Source organism: Ligilactobacillus saerimneri DSM 16049 (assembly GCF_000423265.1).
GTDB lineage: Bacteria > Bacillota > Bacilli > Lactobacillales > Lactobacillaceae > Ligilactobacillus > Ligilactobacillus saerimneri.
In genome coordinates, this window is record NZ_AUHQ01000003.1 from 82,871 (window position 1) to 103,880 (window position 21,010).

The 21,010-nt window shown below is 43.8% G+C and carries 17 protein-coding genes; 16 read left to right on the forward strand and 1 reads right to left on the reverse strand.

Going from position 1 to position 21,010, the window contains the following annotated elements; translation table 11 throughout:
* Positions 1 to 103: 103 nt before the first annotated feature.
* The gene (locus G541_RS0102070; RefSeq protein WP_027826327.1) at positions 104 to 1,708 is read left to right on the forward strand and encodes an APC family permease; all 1,605 of its coding nucleotides are present in this window, start codon (positions 104 to 106) and stop codon (positions 1,706 to 1,708) included.
* 133 nt (positions 1,709 to 1,841) lie between these two features.
* A complete protein-coding gene (locus G541_RS0102075) occupies positions 1,842 to 2,657 on the forward strand; it encodes a Cof-type HAD-IIB family hydrolase (RefSeq protein WP_027826328.1) in 816 nt (271 codons plus the stop codon).
* A gap of 268 nt (positions 2,658 to 2,925) precedes the next feature.
* Here the strand turns inward: G541_RS0102075 and G541_RS0102080 are convergent, their stop codons facing one another.
* Positions 2,926 to 3,777 (reverse strand): aldo/keto reductase, encoded by an 852-nt coding sequence (locus G541_RS0102080; RefSeq protein WP_027826329.1) that lies wholly within the window; start codon positions 3,775 to 3,777, stop codon positions 2,926 to 2,928.
* Positions 3,778 to 3,964: 187 nt separating this feature from the next.
* Here G541_RS0102080 and jag point away from each other — a divergent pair, with 187 nt between their 5' ends.
* The 14 genes from jag to G541_RS0102150 all read left to right on the forward strand — a co-directional run bounded on the left by jag (position 3,965) and on the right by G541_RS0102150 (position 20,776).
* Entirely contained in the window at positions 3,965 to 4,723 is a 759-nt protein-coding gene (jag, locus tag G541_RS0102085; protein ID WP_035162708.1) for an RNA-binding cell elongation regulator Jag/EloR, read from the forward strand.
* 400 nt (positions 4,724 to 5,123) lie between these two features.
* On the forward strand, positions 5,124 to 5,990 hold the full coding sequence (locus tag G541_RS0102090) for an ROK family protein (RefSeq protein ID WP_027826331.1): 867 nt from the start codon (positions 5,124 to 5,126) through the stop codon (positions 5,988 to 5,990).
* A gap of 122 nt (positions 5,991 to 6,112) precedes the next feature.
* Complete coding sequence (locus tag G541_RS0102095) at positions 6,113 to 7,750, forward strand: ABC-F family ATP-binding cassette domain-containing protein (RefSeq protein ID WP_027826332.1); 1,638 nt, start codon at positions 6,113 to 6,115, stop codon at positions 7,748 to 7,750.
* Between the two features lie 522 nt (positions 7,751 to 8,272).
* Entirely contained in the window at positions 8,273 to 8,818 is a 546-nt protein-coding gene (locus G541_RS0102100; RefSeq protein WP_027826333.1) for a folate family ECF transporter S component, read from the forward strand.
* 363 nt (positions 8,819 to 9,181) lie between these two features.
* Positions 9,182 to 10,036, forward strand: a complete 855-nt coding sequence (locus G541_RS0102105) for a glycosyltransferase (RefSeq protein ID WP_027826334.1) — start codon at positions 9,182 to 9,184, stop codon at positions 10,034 to 10,036.
* Positions 10,037 to 11,154: 1,118 nt separating this feature from the next.
* On the forward strand, positions 11,155 to 12,099 hold the full coding sequence (locus G541_RS0102110; protein WP_027826335.1) for a glycosyltransferase family 2 protein: 945 nt from the start codon (positions 11,155 to 11,157) through the stop codon (positions 12,097 to 12,099).
* Between the two features lie 12 nt (positions 12,100 to 12,111).
* Positions 12,112 to 13,107: a glycosyltransferase family 4 protein gene (locus G541_RS0102115; protein WP_027826336.1), complete on the forward strand. Its 996-nt coding sequence runs from the start codon at positions 12,112 to 12,114 to the stop codon at positions 13,105 to 13,107.
* A gap of 81 nt (positions 13,108 to 13,188) precedes the next feature.
* The gene (locus G541_RS0102120; protein WP_155824444.1) at positions 13,189 to 14,247 is read left to right on the forward strand and encodes a hypothetical protein; all 1,059 of its coding nucleotides are present in this window, start codon (positions 13,189 to 13,191) and stop codon (positions 14,245 to 14,247) included.
* Positions 14,244 to 15,182 (forward strand): glycosyltransferase family 2 protein, encoded by a 939-nt coding sequence (locus tag G541_RS0102125; protein WP_027826338.1) that lies wholly within the window; start codon positions 14,244 to 14,246, stop codon positions 15,180 to 15,182. The genes G541_RS0102120 and G541_RS0102125 overlap by 4 nt, the downstream gene beginning before the upstream one ends.
* Positions 15,183 to 15,192: 10 nt before the next feature.
* Entirely contained in the window at positions 15,193 to 16,191 is a 999-nt protein-coding gene (locus G541_RS0102130; protein ID WP_027826339.1) for a glycosyltransferase family 2 protein, read from the forward strand.
* 2 nt (positions 16,192 to 16,193) lie between these two features.
* A complete protein-coding gene (locus G541_RS0102135; protein WP_027826340.1) occupies positions 16,194 to 17,228 on the forward strand; it encodes a glycosyltransferase in 1,035 nt (344 codons plus the stop codon).
* Positions 17,218 to 18,198 (forward strand): Stealth CR1 domain-containing protein, encoded by a 981-nt coding sequence (locus G541_RS0102140; protein WP_027826341.1) that lies wholly within the window; start codon positions 17,218 to 17,220, stop codon positions 18,196 to 18,198. Before G541_RS0102135 ends, G541_RS0102140 begins: the two co-directional genes overlap by 11 nt.
* A gap of 11 nt (positions 18,199 to 18,209) precedes the next feature.
* A complete protein-coding gene (locus G541_RS0102145; RefSeq protein WP_009551277.1) occupies positions 18,210 to 19,763 on the forward strand; it encodes a lipopolysaccharide biosynthesis protein in 1,554 nt (517 codons plus the stop codon).
* A 32-nt stretch (positions 19,764 to 19,795) separates the two neighbouring features.
* Positions 19,796 to 20,776: a glycosyltransferase family 2 protein gene (locus tag G541_RS0102150; protein WP_027826342.1), complete on the forward strand. Its 981-nt coding sequence runs from the start codon at positions 19,796 to 19,798 to the stop codon at positions 20,774 to 20,776.
* Positions 20,777 to 21,010: the final 234 nt, after the last annotated feature.

The following is a 21,010-nucleotide window of genomic DNA, read 5'->3' on the forward strand; positions in this document are numbered from 1 at the left end:
ACAAAACTTGAACCCTAGCTGATATACACGCTGAGCGTGTGCTATACTGGAAATTATGTACCCTGTGTATAATGGGGGAGTTAGGATGAATGGAGGAACAAGCATGCGTCAACGAAAAATTAGCCTCTTTTCTGGAGTAATGCTCGCCTTGAGCTCATTGATTGGGTCTGGCTGGCTGTTTGGCTCCGGCGCAGCTGCCCGGGTTGCGGGACCAGCTGCGGTGATCTCATGGATCATCGGGGCGATTATCATGATTATGATTGCTTTTAATTATGTCGAATTGGGGACGATGTTTCCCGAATCCGGGGGGATGAGTCGTTTTGCACAGTACAGCCACGGCCCCTTGTTAGGATTTATCGCTGCCTGGGCTAACTGGGTTTCGTTGGTGACCTTGCTCCCCATCGAAGCCGTGGCGTGTGTCCAGTATATGAGCTCTTGGCCATGGGCTTGGGCTAACTGGACCCGAAAGTTTATGGCAGATGGGACCATCACTACGGAAGGGTTATTAGTTGTCTTTGCAATTATGATTGTTTTTACCCTGATTAATTTTTGGTCAGTCAAACTATTAACGCACTTTACCAGTTTGATTTCAGTTTTTAAAATTCTAATCCCGAGTTTGACGATCTTGATGTTAATTATCGCTGGTTTTCACGGGAGCAACTTTGGACACAACTCTGCGACCTTTATGCCGTATGGAACCCGGGGGATCTTTGAAGCGGTGGCTGTATCCGGGATTATCCTTTCATATGATGCTTTCCAAACAGTAATCAATATGGGCGGTGAGATGGTCAATCCTCAGAAGAACATCTTCCGTGGGGTATGGATCTCATTGTCAATTACGGCAGTGATCTATATCCTCCTGCAGGTGGCATTTATTGGCGCAGTTGCCCCGAGTGATCTGGCTCGGGTGGGTTGGCATGGGATCAATTTTGCTTCCCCATTTGCTGATTTGGCAATCTTATTAGGGTTGCACTGGTTGTCCTTACTATTGTACGTGGATGCGTTTGTGTCCCCATTTGGAACAGGGGTAACTTTCGTGGCTACTTCATCCCGAACTTTAGCGGCGATGACACGGAATGGTAATTTGCCAGCATGGTTGGGGCGGATGAACCGCCGTTATATGATTCCGCGGCTAGCGATGCTAGCAGACCTGTTTTTAGCGATGGTCTTGGTGTTCTTCTTCCGTGACTGGAGCAAATTGGCAACAGTAGTGTCGATCTCGACTTTCGTTGCTTATGCTACCGGGCCAGTGACAGCAGTGGCTTTACGCAAACTGCGTCCCCGCTTTACCCGCCCCTTTAACTCACGTCACCTGGCATGGGTTGCGCCAGTATCCTTTGTTATGACTGGTTTGGTCATTTACTGGGCAATGTGGCCAACCACGGTTGAAGTGATCGGAATTGTGTTGTTAGGTCTACCAATTTATTTCTACTATGACCTGCGTTACAACCATGTACCGCTGCGGTGGCAACTAAAAGGGGCCTTATGGCTCTTGGTTTACTTGGTATTTATCTCTGTGGTTTCGTACCTTGGAAGTACCGGTTTTGGGGGACGGGACATCCTTAGATATCCTTTCGACTTCATAGTAATTATCGGGGCTTCATTGATCTTCTATTGGTGGGCAGTTCGGTCGCGCGTTGATGGCCCTGACCTGGAAGCCGCGGAAAAGGTTAATGCTAAAGTTAAGCGCACTTACGAAGATAAATAAAAAACTAGGCATACTAGTATGACGAGGGGCTACAAGCGACCTGCTTGTAGTCTCTTTTTATTTGATAATGATTGTAAGCGTTTCTAGATATATGCTATTCTGAACTATGAATTAAGAGTAGAGGAGTTTTTGTATGACGTTACCATTTAAAGTTGTTGCCTTTGATATGGACGGCACTTTTTTACAAGATGATAAGAAGTATGATTATCACCGCTTCAACCATGTTTTTCACCGGTTACAAGACCATGGGGTGCAGGTGGTTGTAGCTAGTGGCAATCCTGCCCAGATCCTCCAACAATACTTTACCGAGTACACGGATCAATTGACGATTTTAGCGGAAAATGGGGCGCAAGCGCTGGAGCGGGGACGACAAGTATTAGCTTCAACGTTAAACCGGAATAAGGTTCATGAAGCAGTAGCCTTCCTCCAACAAGATTTGGGGATTGCGCCTGCCTTATCTGGAAGTAAGCAAGGATATTTCCCGCGCAATACTTCGTCAGAATTCATGGAGCACATGGGTTTTTATTATCCTAAACACGTTATTCGTGACTTATTACCTTTGCCAGCAGATGACATTTTCCAAATTTCGATGTTGGTAAAGGATGATGCTGTTCCTGGAATCAAGACCCAACTTGATACGAAATTCCACGGTGAATTGGATATTACTCCTAGTGGGAACGACTCAATTGACATCACCAAACCAGGGATTAACAAGGGGTGGGGGTTGACCCAGTTGTTACAAAGATGGCACCTAACCGCGGATGATTTGATTGCTTTTGGTGATGGGGACAACGACCTGAGTATGTTGCAGCTAGCCAAGTATTCTTATGCCATGCCCAATGGTAATGCTAACGTTAAAGCTACGGCTAATTATTTAGCAGTGGCGGATAACAACAATGGTGGGGTCCTGGCAACCCTAGAAGATTATTTAGACCGGGCAGAGAAATAAACATTGAAAGAGCTATGAGTAGGAAATAACCTTTGTAGCAAGTTACTGAGATACTAGACTTGTGGTTATTTTTCAGACTATCTAAGAAATATTAGAGAATAAAGACCGAGGCTGGTGAGAAAACAGTATTTCTCCCAGCCTCGGTCAATTAGTTAATATGTGAAGTGAATATAGACAGCGGTGTCTGATTGTGGTTTTCTCTGATGATGCTCATCATTCGTTACCCTAGGTTAGATCACGCTTTCTAACTGCACTACTCAGCACTTCCTTAAAAACCAGCCGTATCCGGGTCCGTCGCATAACCCACAACCCCATCCAGAGCATCAATCCGTTGCATTTGTTCTGGCGAAAGTTCAAAATCAAAAATCTTAGTATTATCTTCAATATAATTAGGATGGATCGACTTTGGCAACGGCAAGAATCCGTGTTGTAACGACCACCGCAAGCAAACTTGGGCCACCGTCTTGCCAGTTTCTTGTGCAATTTCTTGCATGGTTGGATCTGTAAAAATCTTCCCCGTTCCCAAAGGACTATATGCTTCAAGTAACATGCCATGGTCGCGGCTGTAAGCAATCGTTTCTTGATCAAGATCACCCGGGCAGATCCGAATTTGGTTAACCATTGGGGCAACTTTTTGGGTCTGTTCGAGAACTTGGAGGTGGTGCTTACGGAAGTTAGACACCCCAATTGCCTTGAGTTTACCAGCTTGGTAAGCATCTTCTAATGCGCGCCAAGTATCTTGAAGGTGGGCTTCCCAGTTTTCATCCCGAAAGGCAACTGGATTTGGCCAGTGGATCAAGAATAAGTCGAGATAATCAAGCCCTAAGTCAGCAAGACTTTGATCAATTGCCTGGCTAGCTAGGTCATAGCTATGGAAAGAATTGTTAAGCTTGGAAGTAACCCAGAGGTGGCGGCGACTGATCCCACTTTCTTTGATGGCCTGACCAACCTCTTTTTCATTGCCATACATTTCGGCAGTGTCAATGTGCCGGTAACCTGAAACCAAAGCAGACTTCACCACAGATTTGGCGATCTCTGGAGCAGTTTGCCATGTTCCAAACCCAACCACGGGGATCTGGGTACCGTTACTCAGGGAATATGTGTCAATGATGCTACGCATAAATATAACCTCTCTTCATGCCATGATAACTTGCAACAAGTTTCATTCTAATTGTATTCTTAAAAAATAAGAAAGTAAAACTAAAATGTTAGCCTTACCCAAGATCCGGTACTACATTCAGCATGTTACTTTTGTTATAATTAGCATAAATATAGCGCGTTAATCCGCGCCAATTCCATGGAGGTCGATGAAAACGAGATATACAGGTAAAACTATCGCTGAAGCTGTTGCCACTGGGTTGCAGGCTCTGAATAAGCAACCTGAACAAGTAGAATATCAAGTCATAGTCACCCCGAAGAAGGGCTTTTTGGGAATTGGACGGCGTGACGCTGTGATCACAATGACTGTTAAAGAGGAACCCGCACCGACGCCGACACAAGCTGCTAAATCAGAAGCAACGCCTACTCCTGATCCAGCCAAGGTAGAAACACCTGAAGCTGATCCGACGCAGGCGTCAGTGGAACCGCCGGTTAGTTCTGCACGTCAGCAACGGGACCAAGCCTTTCGTGAGTTGGGCTATTATTTGGCGGATATTACCAAACAAATGGGGATTACAACTACGATCGACGTGACTCCAGGAAGCCATGTGGTGCGGTACGACTTTACCACTCCAACGGAAGGGCTCCTGATTGGCAAGCACGGGAAGGTAATCAATTCGCTCCAACTTTTGGCCCAAGTCTTTTTGGACAAGCATCTGCGTCACCATGTGCGGGTTGAGCTCAATGTGGCTGATTATCGGCAGCGGCGGGCAGAAACCCTGGAGCGCTTGGCTAAGCGGGTTGCACGGAACGCCATCGCTCAGGGAGAGAGCCAATATCTTGATCCGATGCCGTCGTTTGAACGTAAAGTTATTCATGGAGCCTTGGCCTACAATGACCACGTCAAAACATACTCTCGGGGTCGCGAACCTTACCGGTCAGTTGTGGTTGAACCGGTTCATCGATAGTCTATATCAGGGACACGCCTTAGATTAGGTCTACTAATCTGGGGCGTATTTTTATGGAGAAATAGTCTGGATAAGGACTTTTTACCAGGAAAATAATGGGTATTTTCGGAAAAAAGAAGGAGTTCATCAGTTGAAAAACTCTGCTTAAAGTCTCTTTTAGCGCTCGGAAAAATGTCCGTATTGCTAATTATATAGGGACAAAAAAGCTTTTAAATCAGCCAAAAAGGACAGAAAGACAGCTATTTTTTAGTGAATATCCTGATAATGATAGCGCTATCTGCTTATAACTGTTATTATAGTAAGTATTATGATAAACGATTGACACAAATAGTAACTGGTGTTTGCGCTTTCATAATATTATAATTTAGTTGTAATCATACCAAGATAGGGGATATTTATTATGGCAACATTAGTTGGCGGAATTGAAGCAGGCGGAACAAAGTTTGTCTGTGTAGTCGGGACACCAGATGGTGAAATCAAGGACAGCGTGCGCTTTCCAACCGAAGCACCAGAGCAAACCATGGCCAACGTTTTTAAATTTTTCGATCAGTACGACGTTAAAGTGATCGCAATTGGGTCATTCGGACCGATTGATATTAACGAAGACTCAGCTACATATGGCTACATTACCAGCACGCCAAAGCCAGGTTGGATGAACTTTGATTTCGTCGGTGCGATGGAGAAACAATACCCAGGGGTAAAGATTTTGTGGACAACGGACGTTAACATTGCTGGTTACGGTGAATACAAGGCTGGCGCTGCTAAGGGCCACAAGAATGTTTTGTATGTAACTGTTGGGACCGGTGTGGGTGTCGGCTATGTTCAAGATGGCAAATTCTTCCAGGGCTTTAGCCACCCTGAAGGCGGCCATATGCTCCCACGGCGGTATCCAGGCGATGATTTTAAGGGTGTATGTCCATACCATGGTTCCTGTATCGAAGGACTGACAGCTGGTCCAGCAGTGGAAGCCCGGGCTGGGAAGAAAGGTCACCTCTTGGCAGTTGATGACAAAGTTTGGGACTATGAAGCATTTTATTTAGCTCAAGCATGCGCTACTTACACCGTGACCTTCCGACCAGACATTATTGTCTTTGGTGGGGGCGTAATGAAACAAGAACAACTCTTTGACAAGATTCGGAAGCAAACAGCAGAATTGCTCAATGGTTATCTCGATACACCAAACATGGAAGATTACATTGTTCATGTTGGCTTAGGCGATGATGCTGGGATCAAGGGGTGCTTGCTGTGGGCTGGCGACAACTTATAAAAGAAGTAAATACTGAAATTTAAGCGGGAGTTCGTGAACACCCGCTTTTTGTTATGGCGCTTTTAATTTGCTAGTGAACTGTGTTACATTCTATGTAACGATAAAGAAATGAGGGCAAATCTGTGATTACTGTAAATGATTTGAGTTTAAACTTCTCGGGACGTTTACTCTATGATGATGTTAATTTGAAATTTACCCCCGGTAATTGTTACGGCATTATTGGTGCTAACGGCGCCGGCAAGTCGACTTTTCTCCACCTGTTGGAAGGACAAATCGAGCCGACAACGGGTTCGATTACGATCGGTGCAAACGAACGATTATCTAGTTTGCAACAGGACCACTTTGCTTTTGAAGAATTTCCGGTCTTGGAAACTGTAATTCAAGGGCATAAGAAGCTATACGATATTATGAAGGAAAAAGACGCCTTGTATGCCAAACCAGACTTTTCCGAAGCCGATGGGATCAAGGCAGCAGAACTAGAGGCGGAATTTGCAGAAATGGATGGGTGGAATGCTGAGGCCGAAGCGGCTCAGCTGCTGCAATCCTTGGGAATCCCAGAGGGGCAGCATAACTTGCTGATGAGTGAACTGGCTGAAAGTGACAAGGTGAAAGTGCTCTTGGCTCAAGCCCTCTTTGGCTCACCGGACATCCTCTTGCTGGACGAACCAACCAACGGGTTAGATGTGCACACTATTGCCTGGCTCGAAGACTTTCTAGCTGATTACCAAAACATTGTAATCGTGGTTTCCCACGACCGCCACTTTCTCAACCAAGTCTGCACTCACATGTGTGATGTGGACTTTGGCAAGATCAAACTCTATGTCGGGAACTATGACTTCTGGCTGGAATCTAGCCAGTTAGCAGCTAAACTACAGGCTAATGCGAACGCAAAGAAGGAAGAAAAGATCAAGGAATTGCAGGAGTTTATCGCCCGGTTCTCGGCTAATGCTTCTAAGTCCAAGCAGGCAACTTCACGGAAGAAGCAGTTAGAAAAAATTACCCTTGATGATATCAAGCCGTCTTCGCGGAAGTATCCGTTCATCAAGTTCGACCTGGAACGAGAACTAGGTAACGATTTGGTCAAGGTAGAAAACATCTCCTATACTGTTGACGGCGAACAACTCCTCAACAATGTTAGCTTCATCATCCGGCCTGGGGAAAAGGTTGCTTTCCTTTCCCGTAACGACCGGGCAACAACAGCATTGATGCAGATCATGGCGGGAGAATTGCAACCTGATGCAGGGACGGTAACTTGGGGCCAAACAACGAACCGTAGTTATATGTCTAAAGACCTTAATGCTAGCTTTGACAATGATGAGCTCAGCATCTTAGACTGGTTGCGTCAATTTGCTTCCAAGGAGCAGGATGATAATACTTTCTTGCGGGGCTTTTTAGGTAAGATGCTATTTTCAGGTGATGATATTACCAAGCAGATCAAAGTCTTGTCTGGGGGCGAGAAGGTGCGGTGTATCCTGGCAAAGATGATGTTAGAGCAACCTAACGTACTCTTGATGGATGATCCGACTAACCACTTAGATTTGGAGTCAATTACAGCGCTGAATGATGCCATGATTGATTTTAGTGGTTCCATCCTGTTTACATCTCATGACCATGAATATATTCAGACAATTGCTAATCATATTATCGAAGTGGGGCCGAATGGCTTGGTTGACCGCTTTGATACAACGTATGATGAGTTCTTGGCTCACCCAACTGTGCAGGAACAAGTAGCCAAGTTATATTTAAGAACAGATAATTAATTGTGCGGCTCACTACTAGGATGTGGTGGGCTGTTTTAGTTGGGAAAAATGAGCGTGAAATTTCAGAAAAATTATTTTGCTCCATGAGCATTGTGAAGTGTCCCACCCGACATATCGTAATATAGGTGCAAAAGTGGATTGCTTTTTATGCTTTTACAGAGAAATGGCGCATATTGTAATATATTTCGTGTCATTTGTGCTCAAGTTGATAAATTGTGCCGAAAAAATTTATTGCAACAAGTTTTGTGCACTGACTAATGAGGTAGAGTGCAGAGTGTTAGGCAGAAAAATTGATCCACAATATAGTAAAAAACTCAGTGATGGACTTAAAAGAATATTGTGGTATAGTTAGTCAACGTAGGGGTAGGAAACTACGCGCAACGCTCCCTCGGAACGGAATGTGAACGATGGAGGAGTGGTCAAAGTCATGTGACCGACGTGTTTTTTCCGCATTCACCAATTGAAACTGAATAAGATTCTGGTGTCTGTCCTCCCGCAAATAATTTTTGGGAGTTGATTAACATGACAAAGTATTTTTCCTGGCGTAGTCCTAAGCTGACTACCAAGACGTTGACGGTAGCTGCGATGCTGATTGCAGTGCAAGTGGTACTAGGGAAGCTTTCCGTAGGTGATGCCCAGGTCCTCAAAGTTGGTCTGGGTTTCATTGGAACTGCGATGATCGGGTATTTCCTGGGACCGTGGTTAGGCGGTATGGTGATGATCGTTGATGATATCATTGCCAATACGATCCTTTCGACGGGCGCTGGTTTCTTCCCGGGGTTCACGTTGAGTGCTTTCATCTCGGGGGTGATTGCCGGGTTGTTCTTGCACCAACAACGGATTAGTTTACCACGGCTATTTGCCTACGAATTGGTCCAAATCACGATTACGAATGTGATTTTTAACACTTTGTGGCTGCACATCATACACGGGGCACCATTTACCCAGTTGTTTTGGGTACGGTTGCCGAAAGAAGTGATCAGTTGGCCGGTGGAAAGTCTGGTGGGCTTTATTGTCCTTGGGGCGCTAGTTCGGGCATTAAGAGCACGGAATATCTCGGTGAATTAAATTAGATAACTAAGTTTAAGTGGGCACCTTGCTCCAGCTGAAAGAAACAGGCGGAGTGGGGTGCCTTTTTGTTTGCAGCAGTATTAGGCATGTCGAGCGTATTTTTTGCTCTTGTGGATAGCCTAAGCATAATGATAATATAAATATGTATATTGTCTTTTTGTAGTTTTAATCATTGGGAAACAAAAAGACAACTGAATACATAGAATACAATTGAACGAAAATGATATTAAGCGTCGATCACAGGTGCATATATAGTTATGGATCGGTGAAAGAAAACGCGATTATTTTGAATGCCGTTGGCGAGGCTGGCGGACTCGTACCTGCCAGATGAAAACGGCATAGAGCAATGAGGTTAGAATAATGAAGAACAAGCAGGTAGGCGATAAATTTCCTACGTTTGCTGTTTTAATGACAGTTTATGAAAAAGAACAGCCAGCATTTTTAGACCGCTCTTTACGTAGCGTGAGCGAACAGACAGTCCGCCCTGACCAAATTGTCGTGGTGACTGATGGGCCTTTGACACCTGAATTAGATCGGGTGTTGGCGCACCACCAAACTGCATTTGGAGAAGCATTTAAGATTGTTCGCCTGGCAGAAAATAAGGGTCGGGGCCGGGCATCACAAGCCGGAATTGACACGATTACTACGGAGTGGATTGCCCGTATGGACTCGGATGACATTTGTCTACCTGATCGGTTTGAAAAGCAGCTGCAAGCAATCGTTGCACATCCTCAAGTGGCAGTGGTTGGTGGCTATGTCCTAGAGTTCGCTGATGAAGAAGATAATATCGTCGGCAAGCGGAAAGTTCCGTTGACTAATGATGAGATTCGTAACTATGCCAAGTACCGTAATCCGATCAATAACCCGGCAGTGATGTTCAAAAGGGAAGCTATCCCTAACTTAGGGGGCTATCCGACGATGAATATCCTTGAGGACTATGACTTGTGGATTCGATTTATTGCCAACGGTTATGAACTGATGAACTTGCCGGAATACCTCGTTAAGATGCGGGTCAGCTCCGGGATGTACTCCCGGCGCGGGGGGATGGACTTCCTCAAGACCTATATCAAGATGAAGCGCAAGTGGCGTCAGATGGGCGTAGGGGACTGGAAGTCCGAGCTCACCAGTAACGTTGCGATGACCGCCAATACGTTGTTGCCTGATAAGGCCCGTAAATTGATCTATCAAAAGGTACTACATAAAAATTGTAGATAAGTGAAGAAAGCTCGCAGTGCCAACGGTGATTGGTACTGCGGGCTTTTTAAATAAAAAATAAAGTTAAATATTACCTTGTTTACTATTACTTTTGATAGAGTAAGCTGCAGACAATGCGGAATGAAAGATTTCAATAATCTGTAATCGTTGTTTATTGCGTTGTGAAAGTAAAATTAAAATATATATTAAAATTATTAAGCAGGTGGCTATGATTGGCGAATAAGTATAGGGCAATAAATCATGGAAATTGCGAATATGTAAGCTGTTGAAGTTAATGTTAAATAATGTAAAACCTTTTACAAGACTAGGCACATGATACAGGAGAGCGAGAAGGCAAAAGCTTATAGTAAGAGAAAATATAGCGTTACTATCTATATAGCTTTTATATATGTGTGTTGGGGAACTATTTTCCATAAAGTTCTTTAAAAAGGCCAATTCTGAAAGCGAAAGTTCTGTAAAATTACAGGTCAGCAATTTACATAAGTAAAAACGATTAATATTTTTGTCACTATTGAGATACCAGATTAACTGCCCTTTTGGGGGTAAAACAACTTTTTTGTCAAGAAAGTGTAGTATTTCAGAAAAATAGTCGCTACTTAAGCGTATGAAAAAGTAAGAATTAATATCATTCCATGTGATCCATTGCTTCTTTTTATGAGCAATTAAAATTTTAGAAAACAGTTTGTCTATTATATTACTTAGAAAAGCAATGAACTTTATCGCTACATAAAATCCTATAATTTCTATGATAATGCATAAAACACAAAGTAAAGAAAAATATGCATTTCAAGCTCCGTTTTGTTTACGAATTTATATATTTATATATAAATTATATGACATAAACCAAACAGCAACAACATTTATAATGAGAGTGTTTTTATATTATTAAACAATAGGTGAATTATTAGCCTGTCATCTTTATATAAAAAGTGGTGGTTTAATTTTTTCTTAAAAATCATGTACCGTAACGGTCTGTAATGATTCTGATATTGAGTGAGATCAAGTGATAGTGGTAATATTAAACCGTATATTGCCTTTTAGCAGCAAGCTTTGAGGCATAGTCAAGATTATGAAAACTAGCACCAGAAGCGCTAAGAAAGAATTAGGGATTGAAAGCAATGAATCAACCAAAGATTTCAATATACGTGCCGGCGTATAACTGTGAAACTACGATTACCAAATGTTTGGATAGCCTGCTAGCCCAGACATATCCACAAGCTGAGATCGTAGTTGTAAACGACGGTTCTACTGACAAAACGGGAGAAATACTCGCCAACTATGCTACTTCTTGCCGGGTGATTACCCAGGCTAACCAAGGTTTGGGGAAAACACGGCGCAATGCTATTGCAGCTTGCACAGGTGAATATGTGGCGACAGTTGACGCTGATGATTATGTCACTCCCAACTGGCTGACAGACTGTATCACAGCTATGACAGAGAACAACGCTGATGTGGGGATGTTTGGTTTTGTATCAGTTGACCAGGAAGGGCATGAGCTAAAGTACGGGCTCAAGCGCGAATACCAAGCAGAACTACTCTCCAGTGTTGAAACCGTTCAGCGCCTAGGAAAAGATGAACTCAAGAACATGAGTTGGGGCTTCATTACGAAACGTGAATACTGGTTGCAGGTACTCGAACACCTGACTGCCAGCAGATACTATGAGGATGTAGCTTCAACCTATAAGGTTATGATGCAGGCTAACCGCGTAGCATTGATTCCAGGGACCTACTATTATTATGTTCAAGCAGAAGGAACAATTACCAAGACTCCATCCATAAACCAGGTAACTGACTTGGAACGGATCAAGCAGCAGCTCCAAGCCGATTTAACCGGCCCTTATCAACCCTTATTAACTGATTGGATCTTCCATATTACCATGATGCAATACCAGATTCTTTCATTAATTGGGGGTCACGGAACGCAGCTCAAGCAGCTCAAACAAGATATCCTGGCTAATATTCCAGCCGGCATGAGCAAAGCTGAACGGATCAAAGTCTTGTTGGTGCGGATGAACTTATACAGCCACTTCTATGGCAGCATCAAGAAACTGAGAAATATTTAGTGGGGATTAATGATGAAATTAGTAGTATTAACACGCCAATTTGGGATGTATACCGGAGCGACTGTTTCGACGATCGAGTTGTTAAAACGGATCAAGGATAAGTTTGCCAGGGTGGTAGTCGTTACCATGCGGACTGATGGGACCCAAGTTGCCGGGGTTGAGTTCAAAATGGTTGCTAAAAGTCGTGACCTGAAAACTACTGCTCAACAACTAGTTGCAGGGGACCCAGAATGGGTAGGGTATTCAGACGACCATTTTGGCTGGATGCTGGCGGACGCTAACGTCCCCTATATTCATACCTACCATGGGAACTGGCCGGATGTAAAATATCAAAGCGGACAGATGTTTTTGAAGTCGTTTTTCTTCATTCCGATGTATAAAAAAACAATTCGCAAGGCGGCAGTAACGGTCAACGTTTCACATTATATGGAAAAACGGTTCTCGGGGCAGTATGCCCAACGATCTACCGTCATCTATAATGGGATCAAACAAACGGGAGATCAGGCCAAACAACAACCAGAACATGACCGCTTAATGATGGTAGGAAATGTTGATAAACGAAAATACGGCTATGCGGTAGCAGTTTTCAAACAGGTGGACCCAACTCGGATGCCTCCGGTCGATATCTATGGTAAGATCGTTGATGAAAAAATTGCTACTGAGTTACGGCAATATCCATTTGTCCATCTGCAAGGTCAGGTTGATCGGATCGAATTCAACCAATATACCAAGTTCCTGTGTACCTCAGCGAGTGAGAACTTACCGGTTTCAATCGTAGAAGCTTTACTGCAACGGGTACCAGTTATCAGTTTTGATGTTGGTGGGATCAAGGAAGTGGTTACTCCCACTCGGGGCCGAGTGGTGGCACGCGGGGACCTAACAGCATTTGAGCAGGCACTTTTTGCGAACGGTACATATTCATTTGCTGGCGATGATTTGGCTGATACGTTTAATTGGGACAATTCTGCACGTAAGTACTATGAATTATTTAAGGGATTAAGGCGGTAGAAATCATTGAACGAGAGAGATATGCGAAATATATATAATTCAATCATATGTTTAGCGTATGGGATTTTTGTAGTAATTCAGGTGAGTTACAATTCATACTTTATTACTAATGGCGCCAAAATAGTCTTCTATGCCCTTCCTTATCTAGGAATGTTAGTATTGTTGGGATTAATCGTCTTGAATATTCCCTTCTTCTTGACTAATAGGCGGTCGGTGGCGCTTTTTATAGTGATGGCCCTCCTGTTTTTACTGACTTACCGGCATACAGGATACGACCAGATCTTGTACATTTATTTAGTGCCGTTCATAGTGCCAGCAGTCGGGGGCGAACGCCTACTCCTAACTGATTTCAAGGTCAGAACGATTGTGACATATTTGATAATCATTCTTTCACCTGTATTGGGGACAGTTAATATTTTTAATGCCAGCACAGGCAGATGGCGGTATTCATTGGGCTTTTACAATCCTAATAGTGTTTCAACAATGCTTTTGATGATTGCTATGGAAGCAATTGTTTTGCGGAAACTTCTTCCCCAATGGCTTGCTTGGAGCGTTAATATTGTCAGCTTTATTTTGATGGTGGCATTTACACAGTCACGGACAAGTTTATTGATATACGTTGCCTTTTTAGGCTTGCAGATGCTTTTTGAGTATGAAGATAGAATTTTTGGCAAGATTAAATGGATATTAGCAGTCTTTCCCCTACTGCTCTTGGCCTTTTCTTACTTCGTTACTTATAAGTACATGCACCAACCGACAGGGATTTATGCCCTCCTCAACAGCTTACTCTCCAACCGCTTATACTTGGGATCATATTTTATGGAGCGGTATTCGGTTAACATGTGGGGCCAGCAACTCAACTTCCACAATAATGGGGTAGAAGTAGGTACCCTTGATAATGGCTACCTTAATACCTTGTTGCGGAAGGGGTTAGTTCCGACTGTTGCGATTACTGTTATTATTGGTTGGGCCTTGTACAAGTTGTGCAAGCCGAAGTATCGCAAATATTTAGCCCCGATCCTATGTTTAGTTCTAGTGGGAGTGACAGAAAATATACCGTTTAGATTTGGGTACAATGCCTTTTTGATCTTGCTAGCGGTATTGGTAAATAATAAATCACGAGAGGTTGAGGTAAAGTGAAAGTTAGTATAATTGTTCCAGCATATAACAATGCTACGACACTAGAAAAATGTATTACGAGCTTAAGCGTTCAAACATATAGTAATATCGAGATCATCATTATTAATGATGGTTCGACTGACAATACCTCTGCAGTAATAGATCAACTTGCTCAGAATGATGAACGGATTCAGGTAATAACTCAAGAAAATGGGGGATTATCAGCAGCCAGAAACACGGGAATTAAGGCGGCCACCGGTGACATCCTGATGTTTGTCGATGGGGATGATTATGTTGACCCAGATTACTGTCGCCTAGCTGTGGAGAATATGACTACATATGAATCTGACATCTGTATCATGGGTTATTTGCGGGAAGAAGGAGCCGCAATCGAAAAGCACCTCCTAGCTCATCCAGTGGGCTTGATGGCTAAGGATGAAGTCATGGTCAAGACTTCCGATCTTGATATGGGGAACTTTGTTGGGTGTAAAGCCTTTCGAGCTCATCTGTTTGAACATGTCCAGTTCTTGGAAGGCAAGAATTATGAAGATATCCGCATTTTCTATCAGTTGGTAGAATTAGCGGCTAAGATCAGTTACTGTCCCGTGACAACCTATCACTATGTCCAACATCCTAATAGCATTGTGACGACGCTCAGTAAGCGAAACATTCGTGACTCGCTCGAAGCAGCGGCTGTCCAGTATGAATATTTTGCACGAAATTACCCTCAAGCAGCCCAAGCAGCGCATGAATATCTCCTGGTGGTGGCAGTGCGTTACTGTCTATACATGGAGCACGATGACCTGTATTACCAAGCCCAACGGTACCTGCGGGAAATACCAATTCCGGCCGGGTTGAAGAAGAAGTATCGCTGGCCGATGATTTTGTTCAAGCGACTGCCATTTACTTGGGGGCTCGTACGGTGGGCGGCACAACGCCTCCAACCAGCAAAGTAAGGGTACGAAGATGAAAGAAGCAACAGTTGATGTTATTGTAACTGTCCATAACAGTGAAAAATACCTAACAGCTTGTCTGAATGCGCTGGCTTCCCAGACTTATCCGCAGGTCAACTTGATTATTGTTGATGATGGGTCACAAGACCATTCATTGGAGTTAATCAATGAATTTAAGCACCAAACCGAGTTGCCAGTGCAGGTACTGCACAACGATGAGGGGCACGGAGTTTCTCATGCCCGCAACCAAGGTTTGGATGCTGCTAGCCATGATTATGTAACATTTGTTGATGATGATGACGTTGTTATGCCTGATCACATTCAGATCCTGGTGGCAGGGATGGACGACCAGGGGGGACTATCTGCTACGAGTTATCGTCGGACCAAGGATATTCCCGCGACCTTAGCGGAAATAGATAATACCCAGGTTCACCAAGCCCAGGTAACAACAGTAAAAATTGGGGAGTATATCTTAGGCTTTAACAAGTTCCAGGGTTATGTTTGGAACAAAATGTTTGCCCGTTCTGTTCTGGAAGAACACCAGTTACGTTTCAATGAGCACTTGTTTATGTGTGAGGACCTTGAGTTTGTTTGCCGTTACCTAATGCAGTGTGGGGCAACTTCCCATACGGTTTCTGAAAATATCACCTATGTTTACCGTCTTAACGAAAATAGTATGGTTGAACGCCGGTTGACAGCTGAGGATGTCCTGCGCAAGGGGCAAAATGAACAGGATGCCTACCAGTTGATCACTACTGAAATGCAGGCAGCACCGGCACTGGCAGCCAAAGTAGCGCAAAAAAAGGTGGTAGTTACGACCAACCTGATCAAGGCACTGTATAGCACTGGTGCTAACCAGAAAGCAGCTACATTTTATCGGGCTTTACGGCCGTTACTACGCAAGCAATATTGGCGGGTTGTTTTTGGCGGCTTTGTCCCGGTGAAAGACACAGTGCATTTTATTATTGATACAGCACAGAACTATTTTAATTATAAAGGAAAGAAAAAGTAGGTATGAAAAGGTTAGTAATTGCGGGCCCTCTTCCTGACCGTGATGGCAAAAGTGTTGGTGGGGTGGCCGAGTTTGATTTGATGGCTGCCAAAGCATTGGCACCTTTCTTCGAAGTGATCGTCGTCACAGCTACTGCGAACCCAGAAGGGGATCCAGCGTTTAAAACTGAATGTACAAAAGGACTCTGGCAAATTAAAGCCCGAATCAACCAGTTGCAGCCTGACTATATCCTGTCGAGTTTGCAGTATAGTTTCCCTGTGGCCTTTGCTAAGGGGGGATGGAAACTACATTTTGTTCACGGCTTTGTTAATGCGGCTAACTATCCGTTGATGAAGCGGTTAGTGTGGTGGATATTAAACAAACTGGTGCAAAAGCGGTTTGATTTGCAAGTGGGAAATAGTGCTTTTACTCAGATGATCAACCGTGAGATGTTGACCAACCCTGTTGACCAGGCCCTGCCTTTAGCGATCCAAGACGCCTATTTTGACCCTTATCCTCAGAATGAACGGGACATTGATGTGATCTATGTCGGGCGGATTGTGAAGTCTAAGGGGATTGCCAAGATTATCCGTGCCCTCCAGTATCTTCCCCAGGGGACCAAGATGACAGTGGTTGGGGATGGGGCTGACCGCAAAGAAATGGAAGCTTTAGCCCAAGAGTGTGGGGTCGATGTTACTTTTGTTGGGAGCAAGCCCCGCCAGGAAATTATTAACTATTATCGCCGGGCTAAGGTCTTTGTTTCATTAAACGCTGCCGAACCGTTTGGCTTAACTTATATCGAAGCTTTGACCCAGGGGTGCAAGATCCTCTGTCCAATTACGGGTGGCCAGGTGGAAAATCTTCTTGCCTACCGTGAGCGGGTTGAGTTTGTTAGTCAACTCACCCCTAAAGCAATTGGCACTAAAATGACCACCCTACTAGCTAGAAAGGTAGCTCCAGTTGATTTGCAAGCTCTAAGCACCAAGTATTCCAGCCAAGCCTTTGGGCGTAATATGAGTGAGATAATAGAAGGGGTAGGAAACGCACATGAAGATTGATTTTGTGATTACATGGGTGGATAGTACTGATCCCAAGTGGTTGGCTAAAAAGGATCAGTACGCCAATGTTAAATCTAATTACAGTGATAGCAAGACCGCAGAACGTTTTCGTGACTATGGCACCCTGCGTTACCTGTTACGGAGTATTGAAAAGTATGCTCCCTGGGTTAACCATGTCTTCTTGGTAACTGACAACCAGCGTCCGGAATGGCTCCGTGATACTTCTAAGTTAACGGTGATCGACCATACGGACTTTCTCAAGCCGGATGATTTGCCGGTCTTTAACTCCAATGCGATCGAATTAAGCTTAGATAAGATTCCCGGTTTAGCGGAACATTTTGTTTATTTCAATGACGACGTCTTGTTGAATAAACCAGTTAAACCAGCAGATTTTTTTGACGACAATGGTGCTCCGCGCGATACGCGGATCTACTTCAGTTTACGGCCGAAAGAGGACTTTGATTCCATCCAGTTTACCAATTTGAAACTGATTAACCGTGATGTGATCAAGGGACAGTGGCCCCTCACCAAGAAGGGGTTGTTTAACCGTGGTTACGGGCGCAACAACCTCCATAATTCCTTGCAATTATTGCGGAAATGGGTCACAGGTTACTACAATCCTCACAGTGCCTTTAGTTTTACCAAGAGTGATTTTCAGCAGGCACGAGAACTCTGGGCACAAGAGTTTGCCCAGACCAGTACCCACCGCTTCCGCAAGCAAAATGAGATTTCCTTGTGGCTGATTTGCTATTTGCGTATGGAATTAGGGCAGTTTGCCCCACGGGCACTGACATTTAGCCAATATTACACAATTACAGATGGGGATCGGATCCAAAGCGATCTGCAAGCAGCAAACCACAAAGTCCTCTGTATCAACGATACCGAAACAGATAACTATGTGGCCGATATTACCAAACTCAACCAAGCCTTGGCGGAGAAGTTCCCCACCAAGTCAATCTTTGAACGATAAAGGAGAAGGCTGTGAAGTCTAGTAGAACACATAACGCATTAATTAACTCATCCGTGTTAGCGGTCCTGCAGGTTTTGACGATCTTGCTCCGCTTTGTCACGCAGACAATCTTTATTCACTACCTGGGTAAGAAGTACCTGGGGTTAAACGGGTTGTTCTTGAATATCATCAACATACTAGGGTTTGCTGACTTAGGAATTGATACTTCGATTGTCTATGCTTTGTACAAACCATTGGCCGAGCATGACGAAGAAAAAGTCACCGCTTTAATGAACCTTTTCCGGCGGGCATACAATGTCATTGGTTTAGTTGTGGCGGGGGTAGGGATCATTCTCTTGCCTTTCTTACCCTACTTGATCAAGGACTACCACGCAGTTAGCCATATTCCAATGTATTATTTACTGTATCTGGCTAATGCGGTTGTCAGTTATTTCTTTACTTATAAGCGTTCGCTATTGATCGCTGACCAGCAGGAATACGTTAGCTCGTTGAACCAGTTCAACTTTACTTTGTTACAGACGATCTTCCAAGCAGCTGTTCTGTTTGTGTTTAAGGCATACTCACTATACCTATGGGTGGCTATCATCTGTACCTTGTTGTCCAACTTACGGATCTCACGAAAGGTGGATAAGCAGTACCCATACTTAGCCAAGCACAAGCATGAACGGGTTAGTCATGAAGAGTTTGTTAGCATCCGCAATAATGTAGCGGGGATGATTGGAGCTCGGATCGGAAGTGTGGTTGTTCGGTCGACCGATAACCTCCTCCTTTCGACTTTTGCGGGGTTAGCGGTTGTAGGGATTTATTCCAACTACCTCCTCATCGTCAATAGTGTTGTCAGTGTTTTGACCAAGTTGGTTAGTTCGGTAACTGCCAGCATCGGGAACTTGATCGTTGAACGGGAGGACCAGGATGTTCGCCGGGTTTATCTGGATCACTTTATGATCAATTTCTTCTTGGTAACTTTGACAGCAGGTTGCTTACTGACGGCTTTCAACACCTTTATTCAATTATGGGCTGGACCTAACTATGTCTTACCAACGGTAACGGTAGCGGTAATTGCTATTAATTATTTTGTTGATATGCTTCGGCAGACCAGCATTACGTTTGTTAGTGCCTATGGGCTCTTTGTGCCGAACGGGAAGAAGTCTGTTTTTGAAGCAATTATCAACTTGGCACTGTCACTCTTTCTTTTGGTGGGCTGCCATTTGGGGATCGCTGGGGTCTTGCTGGGGACGACGTTAACCAACCTGTTGCTTAACTCATGGTTTGAGCCATGGATGATTTATAGCCGTGGTTTTCGGTCACAAAGACAATGGTTTAAACGTTTTTACTTCCGAACTTACTGGATGAACATGGTATTTATGCTAGTGGTACTCTTCTTGATCAATTGGGGGATCACTTGGCTTGATCAGATGTTGCACTTCAACTTGGTTATCCAGTTGGTATTCAATCTGGCCGTGATGGTGCTTAGCCTGTTGATAGTTCTCACTGTGGTATACGGCCGGACACCAAGCTACCAGTATATGTGGAACTTAGTAAAAAAGTTTAGAAAGATAATTTAATGATTTGAGTTAGAGTACGAGGGAATTTTACTATGGGGTATAAGAATGTGATGGCTAATTCAAAGCCATTACTCTCGGTCATTGTTCCAATTTATAATGTTCAAGACTACGTTGCTGCGGCGTTGCAGTCCTTACAAGAACAAAGCTTTACCGATTTTGAAGCGATTTTAGTGGAGGATAAAAGCACTGATGATTCGCTAGCTGTGATTCAGAAGTTTGCTCATGAAGACCCACGGTTTTATATTATTCAACATAAAACCAATCAAGGGGTAGCGGCTGCACGAAACGTGGGGTTAGAAAACGCACAGGGGGAGTATATCTATTATTTTGATCCTGATGACTTATTACCTCACGATTTTTTGAAGAACATGATGGCAGCTATTCAAAAGACAGATATTGATATTGTTTGCGCCAATACGAGCAATTTTGCCTGGAATACCGAACCAGAGTGGCGACAGGAAACCACAGTAACCGCCCAGGAGGTGATCGATCGGGATGAGTTGTTACAACGCTTGTTACCATATAAGATCGAAACCACAGCCTGGTCCTATATTACGAGGCGGAAATTTATCGGTGATGTCCGTTTTTCTACCGGACGTTTGTTTGAGGATGAAGACTACACGGCTCAACTTTTTACTAAGGCACGGCGGGCTTGTCTCTTGCATATGGCCCCCTTGGGCTACTGTCATCGGGTAGACCGGCCAGGATCAATTATTGATCAAAACAGAAGTGGCAAGACATTGCAAGGTTTTGAAGATTTGCAATATATGCTGGAACGGAAATATCAAACTTGTTATGCAGTTATGGGAGAAAATCCTCAGCTCCTTATGTGGTATTACCGGTTAGTTTATCGTTTGTTGAAGGAATACCGTTGGCTACTAAAGGATATGCCAGAAGAACGGACAGCTTTACTTGCTAAACTACGGTGGAGTTATCGGAAAGTAGAGCCTAGTTTATCTTTACGTGATCGGTTGACATACCTGGTGCTAAAATTACGATATTTTACCATTTAAAAATAATGATTATTATAAAAAGGTGAATAGAAAATAATTTTTTCAGCAAGTCGTCGACCTAAGTCAAGACGACTGTTGGCTTAAAGTGCGGCGACTGGTGGTTATTTTCCCCTTATCTGTGAAACATTAGTGAATAAAGACCAAGGTTATAAAAAAGTCTAAAAATTCAAAAAGCACTAGAAACTACGTTACTGAAAGCGTTGATTTCTAGTGCTTTTTGTTGTTCCTATTGAT

What these genes read in the sequence shown, in the direction of transcription:
- G541_RS0102140 (WP_027826341.1), top strand. Translation starts at nt 17,218, where the DNA reads ATGAAGATTGATTTTGTGATTACATGGGTGGATAGTACTGATCCCAAG.
- jag (WP_035162708.1), top strand. Translation starts at nt 3,965, where the DNA reads ATGAAAACGAGATATACAGGTAAAACTATCGCTGAAGCTGTTGCCACT.
- G541_RS0102150 (WP_027826342.1), top strand. Translation starts at nt 19,796, where the DNA reads ATGGGGTATAAGAATGTGATGGCTAATTCAAAGCCATTACTCTCGGTC.
- G541_RS0102115 (WP_027826336.1), top strand. Translation starts at nt 12,112, where the DNA reads ATGAAATTAGTAGTATTAACACGCCAATTTGGGATGTATACCGGAGCG.
- G541_RS0102110 (WP_027826335.1), top strand. Translation starts at nt 11,155, where the DNA reads ATGAATCAACCAAAGATTTCAATATACGTGCCGGCGTATAACTGTGAA.
- G541_RS0102105 (WP_027826334.1), top strand. Translation starts at nt 9,182, where the DNA reads ATGAAGAACAAGCAGGTAGGCGATAAATTTCCTACGTTTGCTGTTTTA.
- G541_RS0102070 (WP_027826327.1), top strand. Translation starts at nt 104, where the DNA reads ATGCGTCAACGAAAAATTAGCCTCTTTTCTGGAGTAATGCTCGCCTTG.
- G541_RS0102090 (WP_027826331.1), top strand. Translation starts at nt 5,124, where the DNA reads ATGGCAACATTAGTTGGCGGAATTGAAGCAGGCGGAACAAAGTTTGTC.
- G541_RS0102135 (WP_027826340.1), top strand. Translation starts at nt 16,194, where the DNA reads ATGAAAAGGTTAGTAATTGCGGGCCCTCTTCCTGACCGTGATGGCAAA.
- G541_RS0102080 (WP_027826329.1), bottom strand. Translation starts at nt 3,777, where the DNA reads ATGCGTAGCATCATTGACACATATTCCCTGAGTAACGGTACCCAGATC.
- G541_RS0102130 (WP_027826339.1), top strand. Translation starts at nt 15,193, where the DNA reads ATGAAAGAAGCAACAGTTGATGTTATTGTAACTGTCCATAACAGTGAA.
- G541_RS0102100 (WP_027826333.1), top strand. Translation starts at nt 8,273, where the DNA reads ATGACAAAGTATTTTTCCTGGCGTAGTCCTAAGCTGACTACCAAGACG.
- G541_RS0102075 (WP_027826328.1), top strand. Translation starts at nt 1,842, where the DNA reads ATGACGTTACCATTTAAAGTTGTTGCCTTTGATATGGACGGCACTTTT.